Origin of the sequence: Pedobacter montanisoli, from assembly GCF_022809115.1 — a bacterium.
In the GTDB taxonomy this organism is placed as follows: Bacteria; Bacteroidota; Bacteroidia; order Sphingobacteriales; family Sphingobacteriaceae; genus Pedobacter; species Pedobacter montanisoli.
On sequence record NZ_JALGBH010000001.1, the window covers coordinates 1,406,112 to 1,430,982 of the forward strand.

Consider the following 24,871-nt stretch of genomic DNA (forward strand, 5'->3'; position numbering starts at 1 on the left):
GGATATTTTGTTTCGTTTAAAATACTATTTGTTTGCCTAAATAATAATCAATAACCTTAGCCTTAAACAACAGATCATATTTAGCCTGTATCATGTCAATTTCAGCCTTATTTTTATTGGTTAATGCCGTGCTGTAGTCCAAAGAATTTACTAAACCTACCTGGTAGCGCTGATCTATTACATAAAAAGCATCTTTTTGTGCATCAAATGCATTCTTTGTTGAGGTATAGCGACTTTCGGCTGCTTTTAGATCGGCAACAGCCTGATGGATTACTTTGCTTAGATTGTTTTTGGTTAATTGCTCCTGTATACGTGTGTTTTCATAGCTTATTCTTGCTTTTCTAACACTTGATCTTGCATTAAAACCATTGAAAATAGGGACAGAAAGGCTAAGACCTACATATTGACCAAAGTTGTCTTTTATTTGGGATGAGAAACTCTGACTTGTAAAACTACTTGAATAATTACTTCCTAAACCTCCACCCATTGATAAGCGTGGGAAATATGAACCTTTGGCAACATCAATTGCTTTAGCTGCTGCAAGGGTTCTAAAAGAAGCTAATTTCACATCAGGGAAATTACCTGCGGCAGTATTATATACTTCGGTGGCAGAATAAGCATTTAACACCGAGAGTTGATCTACCAAAGGAGCCTGAACTTCAAAAGTATAACTTGCAGGTTTTTCCATTAACTGAGTTAATGAAAGGAAAGATATATTCAGATTGTTCTCTGCATTTGTAACGTTAAGCTCTGAAGTTGCAACCTGAGATTTTGCCTGAGAGATATCAGCTAAAGTTTTATTGCCAACTTCAAGCAATTGTTGCTGTTGGTTGAGTTGTTGTTTAGCCACACCAAGCTGATCTTTGGCTACTTTTAGTAGATCTTTGTTGTACAAAACCTGCATATACGCTGTAACAACCTGAAGAATTAAATCATTTTTGATTTTATCTACATTCGTTTTATCTACATCTAATAACAGCTTATTCTGTTTAATCTGATTTAATTTTTGCCATCCTGAAAATAAATCTACACCGGCAGATAAATTTCCGTTTAGTGAGTTAAACTGTTGACTGATGTACTGATTTGTTGAAGGGTCAATACTTCTACCAAAGTTTTTATTGAAACCGCTGCTGGCATTTAAAGTAGGTAATAAAGCATTTTTGGATTGTTTTAAATTTTCATCGCTTAATGCATAATTAAACTGTGCTTGTTTGATCTGTAAATTGTTTTTTAATGTACTGTCAATAGCCTGCTGAATGGTAATAACTTCCTGCGCTTTGGATTGTCCGATAAAGCCAAATAAAGGCATGCCGGTTAATAAACATAATTGCGCCAGATAAATAAATTTTTTGTTTTTTTTCATAAATTACTGTTGTACCATGTAAAATAAAACCCTCAGGTTTTCATAAATTTTTAAAGCACAGCACTAAAATTTTTACTTTTATGCCATGTACTTAGTCAGGCCACCTTTCTTTTTAAAATGGTACTATTCAAGTTTAGTCTGGAATAAAGATACCACTAAAAAAACAATCTACTTAACATTTGACGATGGCCCTATACCAAATGTTACAGATTTTGTATTAAATACCTTAAAAAGGTTTAACATCAAGGCAACTTTTTTCTGTATTGGTGATAATATTAGCAAACATCCGCATATTTATGAACGTTTAAAAACAGAGGGGCATGCTGTTGGTAATCATACCTTTAATCATTTAAAAGGATGGAAAACAGATAACCAGGCTTACCTGGAAAATTTTTTAAAATGTCAGGAGTTTACCCAAAGCCATTTATTTCGTCCGCCATATGGCAGAATCAGGAAATCTCAAATCGCAGAACTTAAATCACATATACCCAAACTCCATATCATAATGTGGGATGTGCTAAGTGGCGATTTTGATCTTTCCCTATCACCAGAAAAATGTTACCAGAACGTTGTTAAAAATGTTAGAAACGGATCCATCATTGTTTTTCATGATAGTTTGAAAGCCTGGGACAGGTTAGAATATGCATTGCCTAAAGCTATTGAAACACTCATCAATAAGGGTTATCAGTTTGAAACGTTATAACGTTGCCTTTTGAGCTATTGCTATGCCAAAAAGTTAATTAATTCTCAAACTGTATGTAAATGTTATTCGTTATAAATATGGCTGTCCGTTTTTGTACTAAGGTGTTCGTTTTTGTACAATTTGATGTGGGTAAGAAATAGATAGAATAAGCTCTTTACTATGCTTGTAGGCCTTTCATTAGAGTTGTTTGGAATTATTCCAAATAATATAATGAGATTAAGATTATCTTCATAGCCCTATTTTTTTTGTAAATTCGCTCGGAAATAAGATTTTATAACCTTTTAATAAAAAGACGATCAATGGCATTTGATATAGAAATGATTAAAAAGGTTTATGCAAACTTTAGCAGTCGTGTAGATGCGGCTCGTAATGTAGTTGGTAAACCTTTAACACTTGCAGAGAAAATTTTATATGCTCACTTATGGGACGGAAATGCTACTAAGGCATTTGTAAGAGGAACGGATTATGTAGATTTTGCCCCAGACAGAGTAGCCATGCAGGATGCAACTGCGCAAATGGCTTTACTACAATTTATGCAAGCTGGCAGACCTAAGGTTGCAGTTCCTTCTACTGTTCATTGCGATCACTTGATTACTGCAAAAGAAGGTGCTGATATTGATTTGCCAAGAGCAAAAACAGAAAGTGCCGAAGTATTTGATTTTTTATCATCGGTATCTAATAAATACGGAATTGGTTTCTGGAAACCGGGTGCAGGTATTATACACCAGGTAGTTCTTGAAAATTATGCATTCCCAGGCGGAATGATGATAGGTACAGATAGTCATACGGTAAACGCAGGAGGTTTAGGTATGGTTGCTATTGGCGTTGGTGGTGCAGATGCCTGCGACGTAATGGCTGGCTTACCTTGGGAACTTAAATTTCCTAAACTAATTGGTGTTAAATTAACCGGTAAACTAAACGGTTGGACTTCAGCTAAAGATGTGATCTTAAAAGTAGCTGGTATTTTAACTGTAAAAGGTGGTACCGGTTCTATTGTAGAATATTTTGGAGAGGGTGCAAAAAACCTGAGCTGTACAGGTAAAGGCACAATCTGTAACATGGGAGCAGAGATTGGTGCTACTACTTCAACTTTTGGATATGATGATAGTATGGAGCGTTACTTGCGTGCTACCAATCGTGCAGATGTAGCAGATGCGGCAAATGCAATTAAAGGTCACTTAACAGGCGATCCAGAAGTTTATGCAAACCCAGAGCAATATTTTGATCAGGTTATAGAAATTGACCTTAATGAATTAGAACCTTATTTGAATGGTCCGTTTACACCTGATCTGGCTACGCCTATTTCTAAAATGAAAGAGATTGCTGCAGCTAACGGATGGCCATCTAAAGTAGAATGGGGTTTAATTGGTTCGTGTACCAACTCTTCTTACGAAGATTTATCACGTGCAGCATCTGTTGCTAAACAAGCTATAGCTAAAGGTTTGGGTAAAAAAGCAGAATTTGGTATTAACCCAGGTTCTGAGCAAGTGCGTTATACGGCCAACAGAGATGGCCTGCTTGAAACTTTTGAAGATTTAGATGCGACTATTTTTACCAATGCCTGTGGTCCTTGTATCGGTATGTGGGATCGTGTAGGGGCTGAGAAACAAGAGAAGAATACAATTGTACATTCATTTAACCGCAACTTCGCTAAACGTGCAGACGGTAATCCTAATACTTACGCTTTTGTAACTTCACCTGAACTGGTGGCGGCTTTAGCAATTGCAGGTGATTTAGGTTTTAACCCAATTACAGATACTTTAACTAACGATAAAGGTGAACAGGTAAAATTAGATCCGCCAGTAGGTGATGAATTACCTGTAAAAGGATATGCCGTAGAAGATGCAGGTTATCAGGCACCGGCAGAAGATGGCTCTAAAGTAGAGGTATTGGTTTCTCCAACTTCACATCGTTTACAATTATTAGATCCGTTTGCAGCATGGGAAGGTACAGATCTTAAAGGCTTAAAATTATTAATTAAAGCTAAAGGTAAATGTACTACCGATCATATTTCAATGGCAGGCCCTTGGTTAAAATTCCGTGGTCACTTAGATAATATCTCTAATAACATGTTAATTGGAGCTGTAAACTTCTTTAATGATAAAACAGACAGCGTTAAAAACCAATTGACAGGAGAATACGGTGCAGTTCCGGCTACACAACGTGCTTATAAAGCTGTAGGTATTGGTTCAATTGTGGTGGGTGATGAAAATTATGGAGAGGGATCTTCACGTGAACATGCAGCTATGGAGCCTCGTCATTTAGGTGTACGTGCGGTATTGGTAAAATCTTTTGCCCGTATTCACGAAACTAACCTTAAAAAACAAGGTATGTTAGCATTAACCTTTGCTGATAAAGACGATTACAATAAGATCAAAGAAGATGATATCATTGATATTATCGGTTTAACAGAATTTGCTCCTAACAAACCTTTAAATGTGGTATTGCACCACACTGATGGCTCAGAAGATACAATTGTGGTGAACCATAGTTATAATGATCAACAGATAGAATGGTTTAAAGCAGGAGGCGCTTTAAATATCATCAGAAGAGAAGCTGCTGCTAAAGCAGGGAAATAAAAATAATTTTTCTGGATAAATCCCTCTTGGTTTTGAACTGAGAGGGATTTTTTATTTTGTATAAGGCTTGTTATTGATTTAAAGAGTGTTAGCTACTCTTTTTTGTTGTATTAATTAAAAATATCAGTAGCTTTGCCGGTTAACCAGAAATTACAAATTATATGAAGAAACTTTTATTAGTTGCGTTCTCTTTATTGATCTTAACGAACGCTAAAGCACAAGATGCTCAAAACACTATCAAAATCAATCCTTTAAGTGCACTTATCAGAGTGGGATCTGTTTTTTATGAAAGAAAATTAGATGATAATAGTTCTCTACAATTAGGTGTTGCTTACACCGGCTTAAAACTGGATGATGTTAAATTTACAGGGATAGCGATTACACCCGAGTACAGATTCTATTTTAAACAAAAAGCAATTAGCGGAGTATATGCAGCGCCTTATTTAAGATATCAGAACTATAATGTAAAAAGTGGTGATGATGAAGGTTCTTACTCATCTGTAGGTGGGGGAGCTCTTATTGGTCGCCAATGGGTATATGGTAGTGGCTTTACTTTAGACTTATTCTTTGGACCATCTTATAACAGTGGAAATTATAAGGTAAAAAGCGGAACAGAACCTGAATTTAAAGCTGGAATTGATGGAATGGGTATCAGAACTGGTATTGCATTAGGTTTTGGTTTTTAAAAAAACAATAGATTAAACAAAAAAGGAGGCAATTGCCTCCTTTTTTGTTTAATCTTCTAAAGGAAGATCTTCCTGCAAAAATCTGCTAATCTCAGACACATCTTTTTCAAATACATGCAATTGTATGCCGCTTATTGAAGCGTCTAACATAGGACGTAACCAGGCTGTATTTTCTCCTGAAAGAAAACATTCGAAACCCGCATCCCGCAAACGGGTAAGGGTCATCTGCGCTTCAATCGGGTTTTCATAATTTTTATATATTATTATTTTATCTGCTCCCATAAATTCTAAAATAACGTTTTATTTTACTTTTTCAAAAAATTCTGCCACCAGTATCCCGAGTTTTTTATGGTTCTTTTTTGAGTTTTAAAATCATTGTGAACCAATCCGAATTTAGCCTTATAGCCTTCAGCCCATTCAAAGTTATCAATAAGAGTCCAGACAAGATACCCTGTTACAGGGGCTCCGTCTTTTTTGGCTTTTAATAAAGCTGCTAAATAAGCTTTAAAGTAATTGATACGTTCCTGATCATGAATTGCACCATTCATCATTTTGTCGTTAAACGCAGCGCCATTTTCTGTAATGATGATGTTCTTTATCGCAGGGTAGGAAGCAAACTGCATAATGATATCATAAAAGCTGTCAGCATTAATTTCCCAACCCATGGCAGTATAAGGTTTATGCCTGCTTTTGGCTTTTACTTCCCAGGCATTAACAACGGGCACAAACGTATTGTACTTGATTACCAAGGGAAAATAATTTTGTAAGCCAATGAAATCAAAATCGAAGGCCATTTTTTCTTTGTAGCGCCAGATTGAATTACTAATTGCAAACTTTTCGAGAATATCCCAATTTGCCGTAGGAAAATCCAGTCCTAAAGCAGGTTCGATAAAAAGCCTGTTCATTAGACAGTTTACCCGCTCTGCAGCCATGAGGTCTGCCTGCTTATCGGTATAAGGAATTATTTTAGAACAAGAAAAAGTGGTGCTAATATTTGCATTGATAACTTCTGAACGTAATATTTTTCCACCTTCGGCCTGCGCAATTGCAGTATGTTTAACCGCATTCAAAAAATTATCGAGACCAGTTAATCCCGGTGCGTGCACGCCCAGCATATAACCTAAAGAAGTATAACCGAAAGGTTCATTCAGCACAATCCAGTTTTTTACTTTGTAGCCGTATTCTACAGCGCAAAGCCTTACAAACTCGTTAAAAGCTTCGTTTATAGAATAAACAGTCCAGCCTCCTTCTTTAGAAAGGGCTTCGGGTAAATCCCAATGGTATAGTGTAACATATGGTGTAAGGTCTAAGGCAAGGCAAGCATCAATTACATCATGGTAAAACTTTAAACCTTCTTTGTTGATCTTTCCTCTTCCTAAAGGTAAAACACGCGACCAGGCTATTGAAAATCTGAAGGCTTTAAACCCCAGTAATTTGACGAGAGCCAGATCTTCGGAATATTTATGGTAAAAGTCACAGGCAATTTTTGGATTTCCGCCGTTTTTGATTTTGCCTAGTTTTCCTGCAAAAGTATCCCAAATGGATAATCCTTTACCATAATTGTTGGCAGCGCCTTCAATTTGTGTGGCTGCGGTTGCTATACCCCATGTAAAATCCGGGCCAAAATCTGATGAATGCATATGTATTCTTAGATCGACAATTTGCCATAACTAAGTTAATGTGATGTTAACTATTTGTGAAATTTTCGAAAGTTAACTTAAATCTAATCCAATCTGTTTTAACAATACAGCAGCATTAAAGGTTTTACATGGTCCCTTTTTAATTAAATAATCAAATTCCATTTCATCATGTGAAATCTGGATATCAAAATGGTAATTGCGTACAGATTGCGGATATTGATCTTCAAGTTCAGAAAGCTGTAAGTCGTGGGTAGCAAAAAGAGTAGGGGTTTTAAGAGTAATCATTTTTTCAATGAACACTTTTGAACCTGAGAATTTGTCTTTGCTATTTGTTCCTCTTAACATTTCATCTATCAATACTAAAGCATTGCCATGTTCTATTACATTAGCCAAAATCATTTTTAAGCGGTTAAGCTCTGCTTTAAAAGTAGAAGTATTCTCATTTAAATTGTCTTTTATGCGCATATAGGTTAATATTTTAAATATGCTGATTTGCATTTGGCCTGCACATACATTTGCACCTGCATAAGCTAAAACCATGTTGATGCCTATCGTTCTCAAAAAAGTACTTTTACCGGCCATATTAGAACCGGTAATGATATCAGTAGTTGGATGTGTTTCAAATTCGTAATCGTTTTTAATACATTTTTCAGGTGCAATTAGCGGGTGACCTACAGCTTTAGCTTTAAAGATGAAATCATCCTCAATCTGAGGAGTTTTCCATTCAGGATGGTTAAAATGTAAGGTAGCAAAAGCAATGATTTCTTCGCAATGGCTGATTGATTCGAGCCCTTCAACGACATTATCCGAAGCTTTATCACACCATTTTTGTAAATCAATGCAGCACTTTATATCCCAGAGAAAAAAGTAGTTCAGGATGATAACCATTACCATATTTAGACGGGCATCAAAAGCCTGAATGATCTTTGATAAATCTTTGATTTGCACGCTTAATTTGTTTTTTCTTGAGAGATATCGAGCCAGATAAGGGCTTTGCCATTCTTTTTCTTCTGTCCAGTTAATTACATCAGCATAATTACTGATGAGGCCTGAGCTGCCGCTGAAACCAAAATAAACCTGATTGATTTTCTTCATAAAGCCGAAAATGAGCGAAGCATTTAAAATGGCGATAAGACTTAGCAAAGACCAGAACTTGCCTCCAAATACGATAGCAATAAGTAGGATGCCAAATGAAAGAAACGGAATGATGTTTAAATAGAAGCGCAGGTAGATGTTTTTAGTAAATTGTAACTGCTCCTGTAAAGAATGATTGAGCTTTTGCTTGATCAGTTTGATCTTATTGCCATCATGTTCTTTTAATTTTGCCCTGAATTCAAATGTTTTTTTAATGACACCATTCATTTCGGCTATAGCTTCTTGCCTTTCTATAATCTCGCGCTTATTTTTTTCTGTATCCAGATTCCGTGCTAACTCGTCTTTGCCTTTTTGGGTTGCACAACGGTTAATGAGCTGGTATAATGAACCTGGCCCGAAAATATCGAGATCTGAACTGTAAGGATGATGCTCATTATTATAATCCTGCCCATTTCCATAACCATTACCTTGAGCGGTTAAAACATTAATTTCATTCTCAAAAACCCATTTAAGGTGCCTTTCATATTCTTCTTGGCTAATTAACTTATTTTGCTTTTTTACAATTAGGATAAACCCAATAACAGGAAATAATAACGTTATACTCCAAAATACAATAACTGTATTATTTTTTGAACTTAGCAAAAGCACAAAGAAGAGTATTTCTATACCCATTGCTATTAAACGGGCTACAGAATGCCGGTTAATTTGTTTTTTTAATAATCCGATTTGTTGTGTACACTGATTAATCTGTTCTTTATAATAGGCTAATACTTCAGACTGCGTTTTAAACATTATATATTTGAATTGTTTTAGGATAAAGATAAACAATAACCTCAAATTTGATTTTTAAAAGGGCTTATTGTTACTTGTAATTAATTTTAATGAAGATCACTTTAATAGCAATTGGTAAAACAGAAGATAAATACCTGATTGAAGGTATGGAGAAATATTTAACCCGATTAAAGCACTATATCAACTTTACACTGGTTATTATTCCTGATATTAAGAATACTAAAAACCTAACACAAGCTCAACAAAAGGCAAAAGAGGCCGAGCTTATCTTAAAGCAATTAAGTAATAGTGATACAGTAGTGCTATTGGATGAGAAAGGTAAAAAGTATACTTCTGTAAAATTTGCCGATTACCTGAATAAACAGATGGTAGGTAGTATTCAGCATCTGGTTTTTATTATTGGCGGGCCTTATGGTTTTGACCAAAGCATTTACCAGCGGGCTAACGGAAATTTGTCTTTATCGGATATGACTTTCTCTCATCAAATGGTAAGATTGTTTTTTATAGAACAGTTGTATAGAGCTTTTACCATTTTAAAAAATGAGCCCTATCACCATGAGTAATTATGGAAATTATAAAAAATTAGCATCTTTAAACAAAAGCCGTTTTTATGTTACCAAGCGATTATAAACGTAAGTATAGGTTTAGAACTGATACTGCGAATGAAAGAAAATATATGAAAGCCGTATTATATGTTACCGTTATAGTTCTGGCAGTTTTATGGTATTTAATGAAATAAAATCTTTATTGAATAAAAAGGAGGCCTTATTTTTATATAAGGCCTCCTTTTTTTATAGAGTTGTTATCTTAATCTGTCAGCAGATCTGATCAATTTTTCATCGTGATTAATCCCTCTGATGGCTAAGAAATTAAAAATAATGGCAATTAAAGGCAATCCTATACCAATCCCTAGATTAATACTGGTTAAAGTGCCTGGAATCTGTTTGGTTAATTGCGAAAACCAAAAAGAAAGAACAACAATTAAAAAAATATTCAGAAAAATAATCCTTTTTTGCAAAGTACGGTTCCTATAATTAAAAATGTTTACAAGGTTAATTAATCCAGCTAATACGGTACTGGCAAGGAGCAGAATATTAGTTGTACTTTCAGTTGTATTGCCTACGTGTTTTTCTATGCTTTTAACCATTACAACATAAGTGGCATCGGTAGTTATTGCTGTAAAAAGAGGAGCAAAGCATAAGCATGCTAGTGTGATGGCGGCCATAAGAAGCCATACAGACTGTATTCTTTGTATCATAGAGTTTCTTTTTTCTTCAAAAGTAATCAAAATAAGCTGTTTGATTAACAAGCTTAATATGTAAAAATGTTTTTAGATAAATAACTTTTAACTTTGCAGAGTGTTACTCAAAAGGTTTTTTATAGAGATCAGTTATGATGGAACTGATTTTCATGGCTGGCAAATACAGCCCAATGCAATTACCGTACAATCTTGTTTAGATAAGGCTTTAAGTACATTTTTTAGGCAAGAAGTAATCACTGTAGGTTGCGGGCGTACAGATACAGGAGTACACGCGACACAATTTTTTGCGCATTTTGATCTGAAAGAAACCCCTGAGTTTAAATCTGAGGCTGCAGTTACGGGCATTAACGCTTTATTACCTTTTAGTATTGCAGTTAAAAATGTTTTTGAGGTTGATTTAGGTGCCAATTCACGCTTTGATGCGGTTTCAAGAACCTATAAATATTATATCCATTTTAATAAAGATCCTTTTAAGGTTAACAGATCCTGGCTGTATAAGTGGTCGTTGTTAGATTTGCCTAAGATGAACGAAGCAGCTGCCACTTTGATGGAGTATACAGATTTTTCCTGTTTCAGTAAAAGTAAAACGCAAACATTTACCAATAACTGCAAATTAATGCATGCAAAATTTGAAGAAACAGATGGAGGATTGGTCTTTACCATAAAAGCCGATCGTTTTTTGCGCAATATGGTAAGAGCAATTGTAGGAACTTTAATTATGGTAGGTAAAGGAGATATTGGAATTGATGAAGTTAGAAAAATTGTAGAAAGCAAAAGCAGGAGTAATGCAGGGCAATCGGTTCCGGCATGTGGACTATATCTTATTAACATAGCTTACCCCTCAACAGAAGAAGCAGAAATATAGATACAAATCTCCTTTTTTGTATATTTGTTCGTTTACCCAATATCATGTTATGAGGTTAATACTTTTATTTTGTTTGTTTAGCTTTGGTGCTTATGCCCAGGATATACAAACAAAACAGCCTGATACAGTAGTTCAAACCATTTTTACTACTTATTATGCTAAAAAATTTGAAGGTAGAAAAACTACAAGCGGAGAACGGTACAGATCTTCTAAATTTACCGCAGCACACCGAACCCTGCCATTTGGAACCATCATAAAAGTGAAAAACTTACATAATGGTAAAACAGTAGAAGTACGTGTTAATGACCGCGGCCCTTTCAGCAAAAAATTTGCTTTAGATATCTCAAAAGCAGCAGCTAAAGCCCTAGGTATTTTCAATTTAGGTTATGCCAGGGTAGAGATCTCTTATGTGACAAAATAACATGCTTAAACTGCCTTCTCAAAATTATTAACACCCTAAAAAAAATGCTAAGTACTTAAAATTAATTAATTAGTATTTTTTTGCGCAGGTCTTCACTCTAAAAAGCGCTAAAATCAACACTTCGCCAGAGTCATGTTAACAACTTTAAAAGTTATTCAGTAAGGTAAGTTTTATATTTGTTAAGCAGAGTTCTTTAATAGAAAGCATCCCATTTATTTTATAAATATTTAGGCATTAACAGGTTACAAAGTTTAGCGATTTAAACTTTTTAAATCCGGTTGAATGTGCCTGCTTCGATGCGCTATAAAGCTGCGATAAGGTAAATAAAAGTGATCATGAAATAAACTTCATGTCCGCTTTCTGAAAATAGCTATTTCTAAACGTTAAAAAATTTATACATATGGAGCAAGATGAGTTACTACTAAGAGAAAATAAAGACCGCTTTGTTTTATTACCCATTAAGTACCCGGCAGTTTGGGAAATGTATAAAAAAGCTGAAGCAAGTTTTTGGACGGCCGAAGAAATTGACCTGTCTGATGACCTTAAACATTGGGAGAATCTGAACAGCGGTGAGCGTCATTTCATTTCGCATATTCTAGCATTTTTTGCTGCTAGCGATGGTATTGTGAATGAGAATCTTGCTGTTAACTTTATGAGTGAGGTACAGATTCCTGAAGCCCGTTGTTATTACGGATTTCAGATTATGATGGAGAATATCCACTCAGAAACCTATGCTTTGTTAATAGATACTTATGTTAAAGATCCGGAAGAAAAAGATCGCTTATTCCACGCCATAGAAACCGTTCCGGCTGTAAAGAGAAAAGCAGAATGGGCTTTAAGATGGATAGAGAACGGTTCTTTTGCTGAACGTCTGGTTGCTTTCGCAGCAGTGGAAGGTATTTTCTTTAGCGGTAGTTTCTGCTCTATTTTCTGGCTTAAAAAGCGTGGGCTGATGCCAGGATTAACTTTTAGTAACGAATTGATTTCGAGAGATGAAGGATCTCACTGTGAGTTTGCTTGTTTATTATATAGTATGTTGAAAAACAAACTGAGTCAGGAACAAGTACATACGCTTATTAAAGATGCAGTAGAGATTGAAAAAATGTTCATTACCGATGCTTTACCAGTAGCGTTAATTGGTATGAATGCCAAATTAATGAGCCAGTATATAGAATTTGTAGCCGATAGATGGTTAACTGAACTGGGCTATGCAAAAATCTATAACTCTACTAATCCGTTTGATTTTATGGAAATGATTTCTTTACAAGGGAAAACCAATTTCTTTGAGAAACGTGTGGGAGATTACCAAAAAAGTGGTGTGTTAACCGCTTCAGAAGATAAAGCTCAGGCTTTTTCTTTAGATGAAGATTTTTAAATTAAGGCAAAAGGTATAAGGTTTTAGATATAGGTTAAGTTTCTTATCTCAAATCTCATATCTCGATACTTATAATAATATATTTTAAAACTGATGCCGCTATTTAAAATATGCATCATAAATTTTTAAAGGATGTTTGTAATAAAAAGAGACGGCCGCAAAGAAGCGGTAAAATTTGATAAAATTACAGCTCGTATAGAGAAGCTGTGCTATGGTTTTAATGCTGATCTGGTAGATCCTATCGATGTAGCCAGAAAAGTAATTGAAGGTTTATATGATGGCGTAACCACATCTGAACTGGATAACCTGGCAGCAGAAACAGCAGCATCTTTAACAACCAAACATCCTGATTATGCATTGCTGGCATCCCGTATTGCTGTTTCTAACTTACATAAGAATACCTTAAAGTCTTTCTCTAAAACCATGGAGATGCTTTATAACTATGTGGATCCAAAAACAGGAAAAGATTCGGCTTTAATTGCTGACGATGTATGGAAAGTTATCGAAGAGAATGCAGAAATTTTGGATAGTACCATTATTTATGACAGAGACTTCGGCTTCGATTATTTTGGTTTTAAAACTTTAGAAAAATCATATTTACTAAAAGTTAATGGTAAAATTGTTGAGCGTCCTCAACATTTATTTATGCGTGTTGCTGTTGGTATTCATAAAGAAGATATTGATAGTGCAATTGCTACTTATAATTTAATGAGTGAGCGTTGGTTTACGCATGCAACACCTACTTTGTTCAATGCTGCAACACCAAAACCGCAAATGTCTTCATGCTTCTTGTTAACTATGCAGGATGACAGTATTGAGGGTATTTATGATACATTGAAACAAACGGCTAAGATTTCTCAAAGTGCAGGTGGTATTGGTTTAAGCATACACAATATCCGTGCTACAGGTGCTTATATTGGCGGTACAAACGGAACAAGTAATGGTATTGTACCTATGTTACGTGTTTTCAATGACACTGCCCGCTATGTAGATCAGGGTGGTGGTAAACGTAAAGGTGCGTTTGCTATTTATTTAGAGCCTTGGCATGCTGATATTTTTGAATTCTTAGACCTGCGTAAAAACCATGGTAAAGAAGAAATGCGTGCCCGTGATTTATTCTATGCACTTTGGATCAACGATTTGTTTATGCAACGTGTAGAAGAAAATGGAGATTGGAGCCTATTCTCTCCAGATGAGGCACCAGGCTTAGCAGATTGCCATAGTGAAGAATTTAACAAATTATATGTTAAATACGAGCAGGAAGGCAGAGCCCGTAAAACAGTTAAAGCACAAGAGTTATGGTTTGCTATTTTAGATGCTCAGATTGAGACAGGTACGCCATATTTGTTGTATAAAGATGCCGCAAACAGTAAATCTAACCAGCAAAATTTAGGTACGATTAAGTCTTCAAACTTATGTACTGAAATTATTGAATACACTTCTAAAGACGAGGTGGCGGTTTGTAATCTGGCTTCGTTGGCATTACCTCGCTTTGTAATCAATGGAGAATTTGACCATCAGAAATTATATGATGTAACTTATCAGGCTACTTTGAACCTGAATAGAATTATCGACCATAACTATTATCCGGTTAAAGAAGCAGAGAATTCAAATTTGCGTCACCGTCCGGTTGGTTTAGGTGTACAAGGATTAGCTGATGCGTTTATTTTAATGCGTTATCCTTTTGAAAGCGATGCCGCTAAAAGATTGAATAAAGATATCTTTGAAACGATTTATTTTGCTGCAATGACTGCTTCAGCAGATTTAGCAGAGAAACATGGTGCTTACAAAACCTTTAAAGGTTCTCCTTTATCAAAAGGACAATTCCAGTTTGATTTATGGAATGTAACACCAGACAGCAATCGTTGGGATTGGGAAAGCTTAAGGAAACGCGTGGTGAAAAAAGGTGTTTACAACTCGTTGTTAGTAGCTCCGATGCCTACAGCTTCAACTTCACAAATTTTAGGTAACAATGAATGTTTTGAGCCATATACTTCTAACATTTACACACGTCGTGTATTAAGCGGTGAGTTTATTGTGGTAAACAAACATTTATTAAAAGATTTGGTAGCTTTAGGTTTATGGAGCCCGCAAATGAAAGATAGAATTATCTTAGCTAACGGTTCTATTCAAGATATACCTGAAATTCCAGATTATATCAAAGAATTGTATAAAACAGTTTGGGAGATCAAGATGCGTAATATTATAGATATGGCAGCTGATAGAGGTGCTTATATCTGTCAATCGCAATCATTGAATTTATTCGTGAACTCGCCAAATACTTCAAAACTAACTTCAATGCACTTCTATGCATGGAAAAAAGGTTTAAAAACCGGTATGTATTATCTACGTACACAAGCAGCCGGACAGGCAGTTAAGTTTACGGTAGAGAACCAGGCTGGTAAAGCTATGGAGGCGGTTATTCCTGAAGTAATTGAAAACGCAGCTGAGGAAATCATCTCAGGTCCGGTTTGTACAATGGAAGAAGGATGTATCAGTTGTTCAGGATAATATCTTAAAGATTAATTTTAACAAATCGTTATAATGTAAGGTTTTGCAACAAAATGCAAAACCTTATTTTTTGTCTGTATTTTTACATTATGTCAGCTCATGAAAAACATGAAACAATCAGTTGCGAACGCTGCGGTACAGCTATGGTATGTAAAGCCAACGCGTATACTAAATGCCAATGCAGTGTGGTACCGTTAAATCTTAATGAAACACAATACATTAGCGAATTATATGACGGCTGTTTATGTGCTGCGTGTTTATTTTCTTTAAAAGAGGAATTTAATGAAGATTATAAGGGCTGATCGTGGCTGGCATATCTTTATATTAAACCTCTTCTTATAAGTTTTATTATCTAAATTGTTACAATACAGTATATTCTTTTGTGTTTAGGAATGTTAGGTTTGTAATAAGAAGGCTGTATTATATATATGCTTTCTAAAAAACCAGACCAAATATTTAAGGGGTATCAGGCCACCTATTATCTGTAGGCTTATATTCATACAAATCATTTCTGATTAAAGAAAGGTCAAAAAAATCGCTCTTTACTATTTATTGATGATTATATAACAATAATTTATATTAGTCTTAATTAATAAACAAGAATGTCGGCTTATCACAGCTATAGCGAAGACCAGTTAATTGCCTTTTTACGGATGGGCGATCATGCCGCATTTACTGAAATATACAATAGGTACTGGGAGATGTTGGCGGATGCAGCATATCAACGTTTACGTTCTCGTGAAGATGCGGAAGAAGTGGTGCAAAGCGTATTTGTAAGCCTGTACACACGCAGACAGGATTTTTTTCCTAAATCTACATTGGAAGCTTATTTAAAGGCTTCTCTGAAATATAAAGTAATAGATGCTTACCGTTCTCAGCAATTGTATTATCGACATCTGGATGGATTAATAGCAGAACATAACCTCCGTAGTTCTTCTACACCTCATGAACAGGTAGAAGTAAAACAAATTAAAGAACAGGTATTGTTAGCAACCCATAAGCTTCCTGATAAATGTAAGGAGGTGTTTATTCTGAGTCGTTTTGAGCAACTTTCAAACCAGGAAATTGCTGATCGGACGGGGACCTCTGTAAGTACGGTTAAAAAACATATTCATAAAGCGCTTTTAACTTTAAGAACTACGTTTAAGAATAACCTGTTTAACCTGTTCCTGATTAAAATTGTACTTGTAAAAATAATTTCTCCTTTCTGATAAAATATCATTCTGATAATCAGTGTTTTGTGTTTTTGTTCAGAATATTTTCTATTTTGGATAGAACCATATAAGCTTTTCTTCGAATACATTATATATACGCATATATGAATTTTGACGAAGAAAAATATAAAGCACATATTCTAGAGGTTATGGAACGCTTTGCAAAAGGCGAAGCATCTGAAGTTGATAAACAGGAGCTGGATAACTGGTATAATCATTTTCCGTCATTTGAAAGATATGCTGAAGGGATGCCTTCATCTGAAAAGCTGTTGGCTAAAGATAAAATGCTTCATAACATCAACAAGCAGATTTATCTGGAGGCGGTACCCGTTAAACAATCCCAAAGTAATCGTATGCTCCGTAGGGTAATGTGGGCAGCTATGATAGCGATTATTAGTTGTAGCGGATTACTCTTTTACCGTTCAGAGATTAAGCGTGCGAATACTAAACAGCTTACCCAAAATCAAGTTATCATTCCGGGAGGAAACAGAGCCTTTTTAACGCTGGCTGATGGAAGTCGCATTTCGCTTACTGATGCTGCTAATGGAAACATAGCAAAACAAGCAGGAGTTACCATTAGTAAGACAACAAACGGTCAGCTGATTTATACCGCTCATCATGTACAGGGCAATACTGTAGAAAAAAATGATGGCTATAATACCATAGAAACACCAAGCGGAGGTCAATATCAATTACAGCTACCCGATGGTACGGTTGTATGGCTTAACGCTGCTTCGAGTTTAAAATATCCAGTCAGTTTTTCGAAAAAAAAACAACGTCATGTGCAACTTAAGGGTGAGGCGTATTTTGAAGTGGCTAAAAATAAAAGCCTTCCTTTTGTGGTAAGTGTGCATTCAGTAAATGGTGATAAAAAAGAGCAAGATGTTGAAGTATTAGGGACTCATTTTAATATTAATGCTTATCATGATGATAATACCATTAAAACAACTTTACTGGAAGGAAGTATAAAAGTAAGTCTGCCTTCTGCTTCAACCATACAACTCAGCCCGGGTCAGCAATCGGTAAATAAAAATAATGCCTTGCAGGTTACTGAAGTAAATGCAGAATACGCTGTGGCTTGGAAAGATGGTTATTTCCGTTTTAATGATAAAACGTTAGGCATGGCTATGAAAGAAATTGCCCGTTGGTACAATGTAGATGTGCAGTATAAAGATCCGGCTTTGAGAAATGAGCCTTTGGCTGGTACAATCAGTAAATACAGCAGTATTACACAGGTATTAAAAAAGATGGAGCTTACAGGCGCTTTCCGCTTTACGGTTAAATCAAGAGAGATTATTGTAGAGTAATTAAAAAGATAAATAAACTGATTAACATATTAACCAAACCTAAATGAAACATGAAAGAAAAGAGAAACTATCCTTAACCAAATGTCTGTAGGTAGAAAAAACCGAAACTCCGACGGCCATCGGAGTCCGGTAGATGTCCTGCCTGATTAAACAAATGTGTAAACTATTTTTTGACCAACAACAAGACAGACAAACTTAGGAAATATTGCCGGAATAAACTACCCTGGACCTGGTCTAGGGTAGGGTGATATGAAAAGCTTTTCGTAGGCTGCTAAGCTCTGTTCTACAACTAATTACGAAATGAATAAAAATTATCCAAAAACATGCTTTATACCTAAACTCCTGCTTATAATGAAACTAACGACTTTATTATTAATCGTTACCATCATACAGGTTAGCGCAGCCGGCTATGCACAAAAACTAACATTAAAGCAAAAAGGTGCAAATATTAGTCTGGTGTTTGATGAAATCAAGAAACAAACCGGTTATGATGTGTTCTATCTACCTAAAATCTTAAATACCAGTAAAAAGATCAATGCGAACTTTAAAGATGCTTCACTTGATGAAGTGATGAAAGCCTGTCTGCAAGATCAGCCGGTAAAATACACTATAGATGAAAAAACAATAGTGATAACCAAGACTGGAGATATACAGGAATTAATTAACAGTTCTATGTCTCTTTCTGCTATTGATATAAAGGGCAAGATAGTGGATGAAAAAGGTCTGCCTTTACCCGGCGCCAATGTAAGTGTTAAAGGGAAAAAAATCGGGACGTCAGCAGATACACAGGGGGAATTCACTCTTAAAAATGTATCAGAAGGAGATATCCTTGTTATTTCTTTTTTGGGCTACCAAACCAAAGAGCTTACTGCTAATGCAAATATGGGAACCATTGTTTTAAAAGAGGTGAACAATGAGCTGGAAGAAATTGTAGTGCAGGCTTATGGAGTAACAAAAAAGAAATCGTTAACTAATGCTGTTTCTACCATTTCAGTAAAAGAAATTGAGAATAGACAGATTTCTAATGTGACTACTGCATTGGTAGGAGCCGCACCTGGCATACAGACCACAACCGGAAGTGGGCAACCTGGCGAAGGACCTGCTATAAGGATCAGAGGTTTCGGAAGTATTAATGGAGGAGTAGATCCTTTATACGTAGTTGATGGAGCACCTTTTGATGGTACTTTAAATCACATTAATCCTGATGATATAGAAACTATTTCTATTCTTAAAGATGCCTCAGCTACAGCTTTGTATGGCTCAAGAGCATCTAATGGTATTGTATTGATTACCACAAAAAAAGGTAAAAAGGGAGAGCCTGTACTTACGGCCAAAGTAACGCAAGGGTTAAACTCAAGAGGATTACAAGATTACGAGACCGTTAGCGCTTATCAGTATTATCCTTTGCTATGGGAATCAATGCGAAATACTTACCTCGCAGCTGGTAATACAGGCAGTGTAGCGGCAAATAAAGCTACCAATGAAATTGTTGCTGCTTTAGGTTACAACCCTTTTAATGTTCCCGATAATCAGGTGGTATTGGAAAATGGAACAATTAATCCTAATGCCAAATTGCTAAATCCCGACGCTCTGGACTGGAAAAAGAACATCAGAAAAACAGGGTTACGTAGTGAGTACAATTTGAACTATAAAGGCGGAAGCGATAAGAGTGATTTTTTTGCTTCGGCAGGTTACTTAAAAGATGAGGGTTATTCAGTACTAACAGATTTTAGTCGTTTTAACGGCAGGGTAAATATAAACAGCCAGATCAAAGAATGGTTAAAAACCGGTGCTAATTTATACGGTACTTTTCAGAAAACCAGAATAGGAAATGAAGATAGTGGCACATGGGAAAATCCATTTTATGTAGATATGATATTTGCACCTATCTATCCGGTTTACAAACTTAATGCCGATGGATCTTATAAACTGGATGCCACAGGAGAAAAAATCTTTGATGATGGACTTACAAGAGCGATTGCTCCTGGTAAAAATGTTTTGGCCGAAACTACTTTTAACGACAACTTTACAGAAAGAACCTTGTTTAGTGGTAAAACATATCTGGAAGCAAGATTTTTGAAGAGCTTTAAATTTACGACGAACTTCAGTATTGATCTGAATAATTACAGATACAACATTTTTGATAACCCGATAATTGGTGATGGTGTAGCCAATGGAGGTCTTTCGGTAAGATCAATATCTACTACCAGAACCATTAACGTTAACCAGTTATTAAATTACAATAAAAGCATAGACAAGCATAATATTGATGTACTTGTTGGCCATGAAACCTATCAGAAAAGATATGATTACAGTTATGGTCGTGCTACAGGACAAATCGTAAGTGGCTCTACTGAATTAAAGAACTTTAATACCATAACTAATCTTTATTCATACCAAGACAATTATAATCTAGAATCATATTTTGGCCGTGCAGAATACTCGTTTGATAATAAGTATTTCTTCTCTACCTCTTTCAGGAGAGACGGTTCCTCAAGATTCTCGCCAAGTTCAAGATGGGGTAATTTCTGGTCTGTAGGTGCTGGCTGGACTATTAGTAACGAGAAGTTTTTTGATGTAAAAGCGATTAATAACTTAAAATTGAGAGCTTCTTATGGTTTAGTAGGTTCTGATGATCTGGGAAGCTATTATTTATACCAAACTTTTTATGATACAGGCTTTAAAAATGGTAATGAACCTGGTTTAAAACAGTCTTTAACATTAGGTAACGAAAACCTGATCTGGGAAACCAATAAGAATATGGATATAGCGCTTGAATTTGGTCTCTTTAAAAATCGTATTAACGGTGCCGTTGAGGTATTTAAACGTCATACAGATAATCTGCTTTTTAGTGTTCCACTGGCAGTATCTTCTGGTCTGAATTACCAATATCAAAATTTTGGGCGCTTAGAAAATAGTGGGATAGAAATTCAATTGGATGGAGTAGCTATACAAAGCCCTAACTTTAAATGGAATGTAGGCGTAAATCTTACTTCTTTCAAGAACGTTATTGCCAAACTTCCTTTTGATGAGTATATCGATGGAACCAAAAAATACATGGTAGGTAAATCACGCTATGATTATTGGTTAAGGCAATGGTACGGTGTTGACCCAGCCACCGGAAGTGAACTCTATGTGGCTAGCAGTCCAACCGTGGCTGGTGCAAAAACAATGCCCGATGGTACGATAGTAACACCAAACGGGACAGATGCCAAATTTGATTATTCAGGGCAGTCAATACCAGATTTTTACGGGAGCTTAAACAATACCTTAACCTATAAGAACTTCAGCTTAGATTTTAGATTTATTTATCAGATCGGTGGTGTTGCTATGGATAAGGATTATCAATCGTTAATGTACAGCGGTACTTATGGGCGTAATTTACATGTTGATGCTCTAAATCCTTGGAGAAATCCAGGAGATGTTACCGATATCCCTAAAAGGATAACTGGTACAACCATGTACGATAGCAATAAATGGTTAGTAGATGCATCATATCTATATTTAAGATCGGCAAGTCTGAGCTATGATCTGCCAAAATCATTCATCCAAAAATTAAATATTGGTCCAACCAAAGTTTACCTCACAGGAGAAAATATGTTCATGTTATCTAAACGTAAAGGATTTGATCCGTCTCAGGCGTTTAATGGTAACAGCTCTTACACCTACGCTCCGGTAAGAATAATCTCTCTTGGCCTTAATTTGACACTATAATTTTTGAGTAACATGAAAAATAAGATATATATATTTATGCTGGCCGGAAGTTTAATGGCTTCTGTTGGCTGCAAAAAAGAATTTTTAAATACATTCCCAACAGATCAGGTGGCTCAAACTACCGTTTTTGAAAACATCACCAATGCTAAATTAGCTGTAAACGGTATGTACCGTTTGCTTTATCTTCAAATCAGTAACCAGTCGCAGGATGGGCATGCAGCCATGATGATTAATATGGATGCAATGGGAGAAGATCTGGTATGGTCTGGAAATACCTATACTTATCATAAGCCTGCTTTACGTTGGGAAGATCACAGGAATGCTGCCAGTGCGCTGGCTAAATATCCTTATATGCTTTACTATCGTATTAACAGTAATGCTAACATGATTATTGATAATATAGACGGGATAGAAGGAGCAGAAACAGATAAAAACACAATTAAAGGCGAAGCCCTTGCTATGAGAGCATGGTGTCACTTTAACTTGGTGCAATTGTATGGCAAACGCTATGAAGCTGGTAAGCAAAATACCCAGCCCGGTATTCCTATCGTAATTTCATCAGATGGAGTAGATCAGCCAAGATCATCGGTGGAGGCAGTTTATACTCAGATTAATAAAGATTTAGATTTGGCTATTTCTTTACTGGGGCATGCCAATACTACAATTAATACACACATTAATGTAAATGTGGCAAAAGGCATTAAAGCACGTGTGGCCTTAACCATGCAGGATTGGCCAAATGCTGTTAAATACGCCAGCGAAGCCAGAGCAGGTAAAGCTTTGATGACCGGTACAGAATACGTTGATAAGTTTACCACAATGGATAACAAAGAATGGCTTTGGAGTATTAACCAACTAGGAGATCAGTTACCTAATTACGGCGCATTTTATTCTTACATAGCAGGTAATTACGCTTCTTCTTTTAGCAGGGTTGAACCCAAAATGATCAATTCCATTCTGTTTAACCGACTAACTTCAACCGATATCCGGAAAAAGTTATGGTGGGATGGTTCTGCTGGTGACAAACAATATTTCGGTGTTAGAGACGGAAATACAGGAAATCCGCCAAGTGGTACGGCTTACGTTAAATACATGAACAGAAAATTCATGGTGCCTGATATTAAAAGCAGAGCAGGAGATATTCCTTTGATGAGAACTGCAGAATTAATATTGATTGAGGCTGAGGCATTGGCAAGAATGGGAGGTAGAGATGCAGACGCAGCACAGGTACTTTATATTCTGGCTAAAAACAGGGATGCTAATTATACACTTTCTACTAAGACAGGGGCAGCTCTTATAGATGAGATTATGTTTCAACGTAGAGTAGAATTGTGGGGAGAAGGATTTAGATTTTACGATTTGAAGAGAACGGATTCTGATATGGACAGAAATGGAATGGATAATCCGAGAGTAAGTTCTGTAAGCTATCTTACTATTGCCTTTACCTTGTTTAAAGAAAAGGCTTCAAAGAATGACTTATGGGAATATAAAATACCTCAAGATGAGTTAAATACCAATAAGGCGATGAAGCCTACTGACCAAAACCCATAATGGTGAGAGGCTGTTTGAAAACCTTTCTTATTCGTCATCCTGAACTCGTTTCAGGATCTAATGAGTAGAGGATTCTGTATTAAATACGGAATGACACTAAGAAAAAATCAGACAGCCTCTTTTTTACTGTTGTTTTTTTACATTTTTCAGTATCATTAAAGCTAAAGGATTGATCTGATAACCAGATATATTGTTCTGTACCATTACTACGCACTGGTCATATAACAAAGGTACAACCGGTGCATCTTCCACAATCATATTTTCCATTTTATGGTAGAGATCATATCGTTTCTGAGTATCCTTTTCATAATAACTCTGCTCAAATAAGCGGTCAAAATCTTTATTGAAATAACCTGTATAATTAGGGCCAAAAGGAACCTTATTCTTTGAATAAAAAACAGAAAGGTAATTCTCGCCGTCTGGATAATCAGATATCCATGAACCTCTGAAAAACGCAACCTCATTTTTTGACATCAGGTCACGCAAACCAGCTGCGGGCATTACATCTACTTTTACTTTCATGCCAATATTGGTAAGCTCACCTTGTATAAATTCAATGAGATCTTTATAAGTAGTTGAGGTGGTAAGCGTAACCACAGGCATTCCTTTACCATGCGGAAAACCTGCTTCAGCTAATAATTGCTCGGCTTTACTTAAGTCGTAAACATAACCCTTAACTTTAGTGCTGTCAAAGCCAGGCATTCCTTCAGGTATGAAACCGGAAGTTGCCGGTATGCCAATGCTGTTTCGTAAATATTTAATTAATTTAGGTTTATCTATGGCATAGTTAATGGCCTGACGTACTTTTTTTAATGACAAGGGAGAACCTTTAACCAGTGCATTGTTGGGATCTACTAAAATACCCACATATTCCGTACACAAATATGACCCTTTAAAAAGCTGGAATTTACCTTCATATTTATGGGTCATTTTTCCGCTTTTGGTTAAAATGTCGTCCCGGTAACTTCCATCAACACTATAAAAAAAGTCGAGTTCTTTTTTGATGAAATTCATGAAAGCGTTTTGCTTATCGCTAATGAAAGTAACTTTTACAGCGTCTAAAAAGGGTAGTCTGTTATTGGCAGAATCTTTTTCCCAGTAATTGTCGTTTTTTAATAAAACTAAGATTTCATCTTCTTTCCAGTATTTAAACCTAAAAGGGCCGGTGCCAACCGGGTGATTCCTGAAATCTTTTCCATAATGCTCTACCACTTCTTTGGGTACTACAGAACAATATTGGGCAGTTAAAAGATTAAGGAAAGCAGGAAAAGGTTTGGTTAATTTAATCTGAAAAGTACTGTCGTTAATTGCAGTAAAACTATTTTGATCTTTAACCTTGTCACTAAAGATCCAACCACCAGAAGAAGCAACTTTAGGATCTATTAAACGGTAAAAACTGTATGCAAAATCTGAGGCGACTACCTTTCTTCCTTTTCCGTCTTTAAAAAGTGGATCATCGTGAAAATACACATCGTTACGTAGATTAAAAGTATAGGTAAGACCATCTTCATCAACTGACCATGATTTAGCGATGCAAGGAACAGTATTTAAATCTTTATCTATTTGTACCAATCCGTTAAAAACCTGATTGATCATCCATATTGCATTTTGGTTACGTGCAAAGGCCGGATCTAAGGAGGTAAGATTTTGATCTAGATTGATATTAAAAACCTTTTTATTGTCATGGTCTGCTTTTCGGCTACATGAAATAAAAAGAACAACACTTAAAAGCCAAAATAAGTACGGTTTTATTGTTCGCATCGGAATTAGAATAGTATTTTTGCCAAATTAATA

Annotated in this window: 19 protein-coding genes; 13 read left to right on the forward strand and 6 right to left on the reverse strand. The window is 35.8% G+C overall.

What is annotated here, in order from left to right; genetic code table 11:
• Window positions 1-16 precede the first annotated feature (16 nt).
• Window positions 17-1,363: a TolC family protein gene (locus MMF97_RS06235; RefSeq protein ID WP_243360643.1), complete on the reverse strand. Its 1,347-nt coding sequence runs from the start codon at window positions 1,361-1,363 to the stop codon at window positions 17-19.
• Window positions 1,364-1,448: 85 nt separating this feature from the next.
• On the opposite strand from MMF97_RS06235, the gene MMF97_RS06240 reads away from it, so the two are divergent.
• The 3 genes from MMF97_RS06240 to MMF97_RS06250 all read left to right on the forward strand — a co-directional run bounded on the left by MMF97_RS06240 (window position 1,449) and on the right by MMF97_RS06250 (window position 5,331).
• Window positions 1,449-2,066: a polysaccharide deacetylase family protein gene (locus MMF97_RS06240; protein ID WP_243360645.1), complete on the forward strand. Its 618-nt coding sequence runs from the start codon at window positions 1,449-1,451 to the stop codon at window positions 2,064-2,066.
• A 299-nt stretch (window positions 2,067-2,365) separates the two neighbouring features.
• Window positions 2,366-4,645 (forward strand): aconitate hydratase, encoded by a 2,280-nt coding sequence (locus MMF97_RS06245; protein WP_243360647.1) that lies wholly within the window; start codon window positions 2,366-2,368, stop codon window positions 4,643-4,645.
• Between the two features lie 161 nt (window positions 4,646-4,806).
• Window positions 4,807-5,331: a DUF3575 domain-containing protein gene (locus MMF97_RS06250; protein WP_243360649.1), complete on the forward strand. Its 525-nt coding sequence runs from the start codon at window positions 4,807-4,809 to the stop codon at window positions 5,329-5,331.
• 48 nt (window positions 5,332-5,379) lie between these two features.
• On the opposite strand, the gene MMF97_RS06255 is transcribed toward MMF97_RS06250, so the two are convergent.
• The 3 genes from MMF97_RS06255 to MMF97_RS06265 all read right to left on the reverse strand — a co-directional run bounded on the left by MMF97_RS06255 (window position 5,380) and on the right by MMF97_RS06265 (window position 8,858).
• Window positions 5,380-5,613: a DUF2007 domain-containing protein gene (locus MMF97_RS06255; RefSeq protein ID WP_243360650.1), complete on the reverse strand. Its 234-nt coding sequence runs from the start codon at window positions 5,611-5,613 to the stop codon at window positions 5,380-5,382.
• Window positions 5,614-5,636: 23 nt separating this feature from the next.
• Window positions 5,637-6,971 (reverse strand): GH1 family beta-glucosidase, encoded by a 1,335-nt coding sequence (locus MMF97_RS06260; protein WP_243360652.1) that lies wholly within the window; start codon window positions 6,969-6,971, stop codon window positions 5,637-5,639.
• A 72-nt stretch (window positions 6,972-7,043) separates the two neighbouring features.
• The gene (locus tag MMF97_RS06265) at window positions 7,044-8,858 is read right to left on the reverse strand and encodes a MutS-related protein (RefSeq protein WP_243360653.1); all 1,815 of its coding nucleotides are present in this window, start codon (window positions 8,856-8,858) and stop codon (window positions 7,044-7,046) included.
• Window positions 8,859-8,947: 89 nt separating this feature from the next.
• Between MMF97_RS06265 and rlmH the strand changes: the two genes are divergently transcribed.
• Window positions 8,948-9,421: a 23S rRNA (pseudouridine(1915)-N(3))-methyltransferase RlmH gene (gene rlmH, locus MMF97_RS06270; protein ID WP_243360655.1), complete on the forward strand. Its 474-nt coding sequence runs from the start codon at window positions 8,948-8,950 to the stop codon at window positions 9,419-9,421.
• 239 nt (window positions 9,422-9,660) lie between these two features.
• Here rlmH and MMF97_RS06275 read toward each other — a convergent pair whose 3' ends face one another.
• The gene (locus MMF97_RS06275) at window positions 9,661-10,116 is read right to left on the reverse strand and encodes a DUF4293 domain-containing protein (protein ID WP_243360656.1); all 456 of its coding nucleotides are present in this window, start codon (window positions 10,114-10,116) and stop codon (window positions 9,661-9,663) included.
• Between the two features lie 100 nt (window positions 10,117-10,216).
• Between MMF97_RS06275 and truA the strand changes: the two genes are divergently transcribed.
• The 9 genes from truA to MMF97_RS06320 all read left to right on the forward strand — a co-directional run bounded on the left by truA (window position 10,217) and on the right by MMF97_RS06320 (window position 23,077).
• Complete coding sequence (gene truA, locus MMF97_RS06280; protein ID WP_243360658.1) at window positions 10,217-10,984, forward strand: tRNA pseudouridine(38-40) synthase TruA; 768 nt, start codon at window positions 10,217-10,219, stop codon at window positions 10,982-10,984.
• A gap of 49 nt (window positions 10,985-11,033) precedes the next feature.
• A complete protein-coding gene (locus tag MMF97_RS06285; protein ID WP_243360660.1) occupies window positions 11,034-11,405 on the forward strand; it encodes a septal ring lytic transglycosylase RlpA family protein in 372 nt (123 codons plus the stop codon).
• Between the two features lie 400 nt (window positions 11,406-11,805).
• Window positions 11,806-12,780 (forward strand): ribonucleoside-diphosphate reductase small subunit, encoded by a 975-nt coding sequence (locus tag MMF97_RS06290; RefSeq protein WP_243360662.1) that lies wholly within the window; start codon window positions 11,806-11,808, stop codon window positions 12,778-12,780.
• A 132-nt stretch (window positions 12,781-12,912) separates the two neighbouring features.
• Window positions 12,913-15,291: a ribonucleoside-diphosphate reductase subunit alpha gene (locus tag MMF97_RS06295; RefSeq protein WP_243360664.1), complete on the forward strand. Its 2,379-nt coding sequence runs from the start codon at window positions 12,913-12,915 to the stop codon at window positions 15,289-15,291.
• Between the two features lie 89 nt (window positions 15,292-15,380).
• Entirely contained in the window at window positions 15,381-15,593 is a 213-nt protein-coding gene (locus MMF97_RS06300; protein ID WP_262916094.1) for a cysteine-rich CWC family protein, read from the forward strand.
• A gap of 300 nt (window positions 15,594-15,893) precedes the next feature.
• Entirely contained in the window at window positions 15,894-16,502 is a 609-nt protein-coding gene (locus MMF97_RS06305; RefSeq protein WP_243360667.1) for an RNA polymerase sigma factor, read from the forward strand.
• A gap of 107 nt (window positions 16,503-16,609) precedes the next feature.
• A complete protein-coding gene (locus tag MMF97_RS06310) occupies window positions 16,610-17,812 on the forward strand; it encodes a FecR family protein (RefSeq protein WP_243360668.1) in 1,203 nt (400 codons plus the stop codon).
• A 351-nt stretch (window positions 17,813-18,163) separates the two neighbouring features.
• Window positions 18,164-21,526, forward strand: coding sequence for a TonB-dependent receptor (locus tag MMF97_RS06315; protein ID WP_243360671.1), 3,363 nt, complete (start codon window positions 18,164-18,166; stop codon window positions 21,524-21,526).
• 12 nt (window positions 21,527-21,538) lie between these two features.
• Window positions 21,539-23,077: a RagB/SusD family nutrient uptake outer membrane protein gene (locus MMF97_RS06320; RefSeq protein WP_243360673.1), complete on the forward strand. Its 1,539-nt coding sequence runs from the start codon at window positions 21,539-21,541 to the stop codon at window positions 23,075-23,077.
• Between the two features lie 123 nt (window positions 23,078-23,200).
• Here the strand turns inward: MMF97_RS06320 and MMF97_RS06325 are convergent, their stop codons facing one another.
• Entirely contained in the window at window positions 23,201-24,838 is a 1,638-nt protein-coding gene (locus tag MMF97_RS06325) for an ABC transporter substrate-binding protein (protein ID WP_243360674.1), read from the reverse strand.
• Window positions 24,839-24,871 lie beyond the last annotated feature (33 nt).

What these genes read in the sequence shown, in the direction of transcription:
- MMF97_RS06235 (WP_243360643.1), bottom strand. Translation starts at nt 1,363, where the DNA reads ATGAAAAAAAACAAAAAATTTATTTATCTGGCGCAATTATGTTTATTA.
- MMF97_RS06255 (WP_243360650.1), bottom strand. Translation starts at nt 5,613, where the DNA reads ATGGGAGCAGATAAAATAATAATATATAAAAATTATGAAAACCCGATT.
- MMF97_RS06265 (WP_243360653.1), bottom strand. Translation starts at nt 8,858, where the DNA reads ATGTTTAAAACGCAGTCTGAAGTATTAGCCTATTATAAAGAACAGATT.
- MMF97_RS06305 (WP_243360667.1), top strand. Translation starts at nt 15,894, where the DNA reads ATGTCGGCTTATCACAGCTATAGCGAAGACCAGTTAATTGCCTTTTTA.
- MMF97_RS06320 (WP_243360673.1), top strand. Translation starts at nt 21,539, where the DNA reads ATGAAAAATAAGATATATATATTTATGCTGGCCGGAAGTTTAATGGCT.
- MMF97_RS06325 (WP_243360674.1), bottom strand. Translation starts at nt 24,838, where the DNA reads ATGCGAACAATAAAACCGTACTTATTTTGGCTTTTAAGTGTTGTTCTT.
- MMF97_RS06300 (WP_262916094.1), top strand. Translation starts at nt 15,381, where the DNA reads ATGTCAGCTCATGAAAAACATGAAACAATCAGTTGCGAACGCTGCGGT.
- MMF97_RS06310 (WP_243360668.1), top strand. Translation starts at nt 16,610, where the DNA reads ATGAATTTTGACGAAGAAAAATATAAAGCACATATTCTAGAGGTTATG.
- MMF97_RS06245 (WP_243360647.1), top strand. Translation starts at nt 2,366, where the DNA reads ATGGCATTTGATATAGAAATGATTAAAAAGGTTTATGCAAACTTTAGC.
- MMF97_RS06315 (WP_243360671.1), top strand. Translation starts at nt 18,164, where the DNA reads ATGAAACTAACGACTTTATTATTAATCGTTACCATCATACAGGTTAGC.
- MMF97_RS06240 (WP_243360645.1), top strand. Translation starts at nt 1,449, where the DNA reads ATGTACTTAGTCAGGCCACCTTTCTTTTTAAAATGGTACTATTCAAGT.
- MMF97_RS06260 (WP_243360652.1), bottom strand. Translation starts at nt 6,971, where the DNA reads ATGCATTCATCAGATTTTGGCCCGGATTTTACATGGGGTATAGCAACC.
- MMF97_RS06250 (WP_243360649.1), top strand. Translation starts at nt 4,807, where the DNA reads ATGAAGAAACTTTTATTAGTTGCGTTCTCTTTATTGATCTTAACGAAC.
- MMF97_RS06290 (WP_243360662.1), top strand. Translation starts at nt 11,806, where the DNA reads ATGGAGCAAGATGAGTTACTACTAAGAGAAAATAAAGACCGCTTTGTT.
- MMF97_RS06275 (WP_243360656.1), bottom strand. Translation starts at nt 10,116, where the DNA reads ATGATACAAAGAATACAGTCTGTATGGCTTCTTATGGCCGCCATCACA.
- rlmH (WP_243360655.1), top strand. Translation starts at nt 8,948, where the DNA reads ATGAAGATCACTTTAATAGCAATTGGTAAAACAGAAGATAAATACCTG.
- MMF97_RS06295 (WP_243360664.1), top strand. Translation starts at nt 12,913, where the DNA reads ATGTTTGTAATAAAAAGAGACGGCCGCAAAGAAGCGGTAAAATTTGAT.
- MMF97_RS06285 (WP_243360660.1), top strand. Translation starts at nt 11,034, where the DNA reads ATGAGGTTAATACTTTTATTTTGTTTGTTTAGCTTTGGTGCTTATGCC.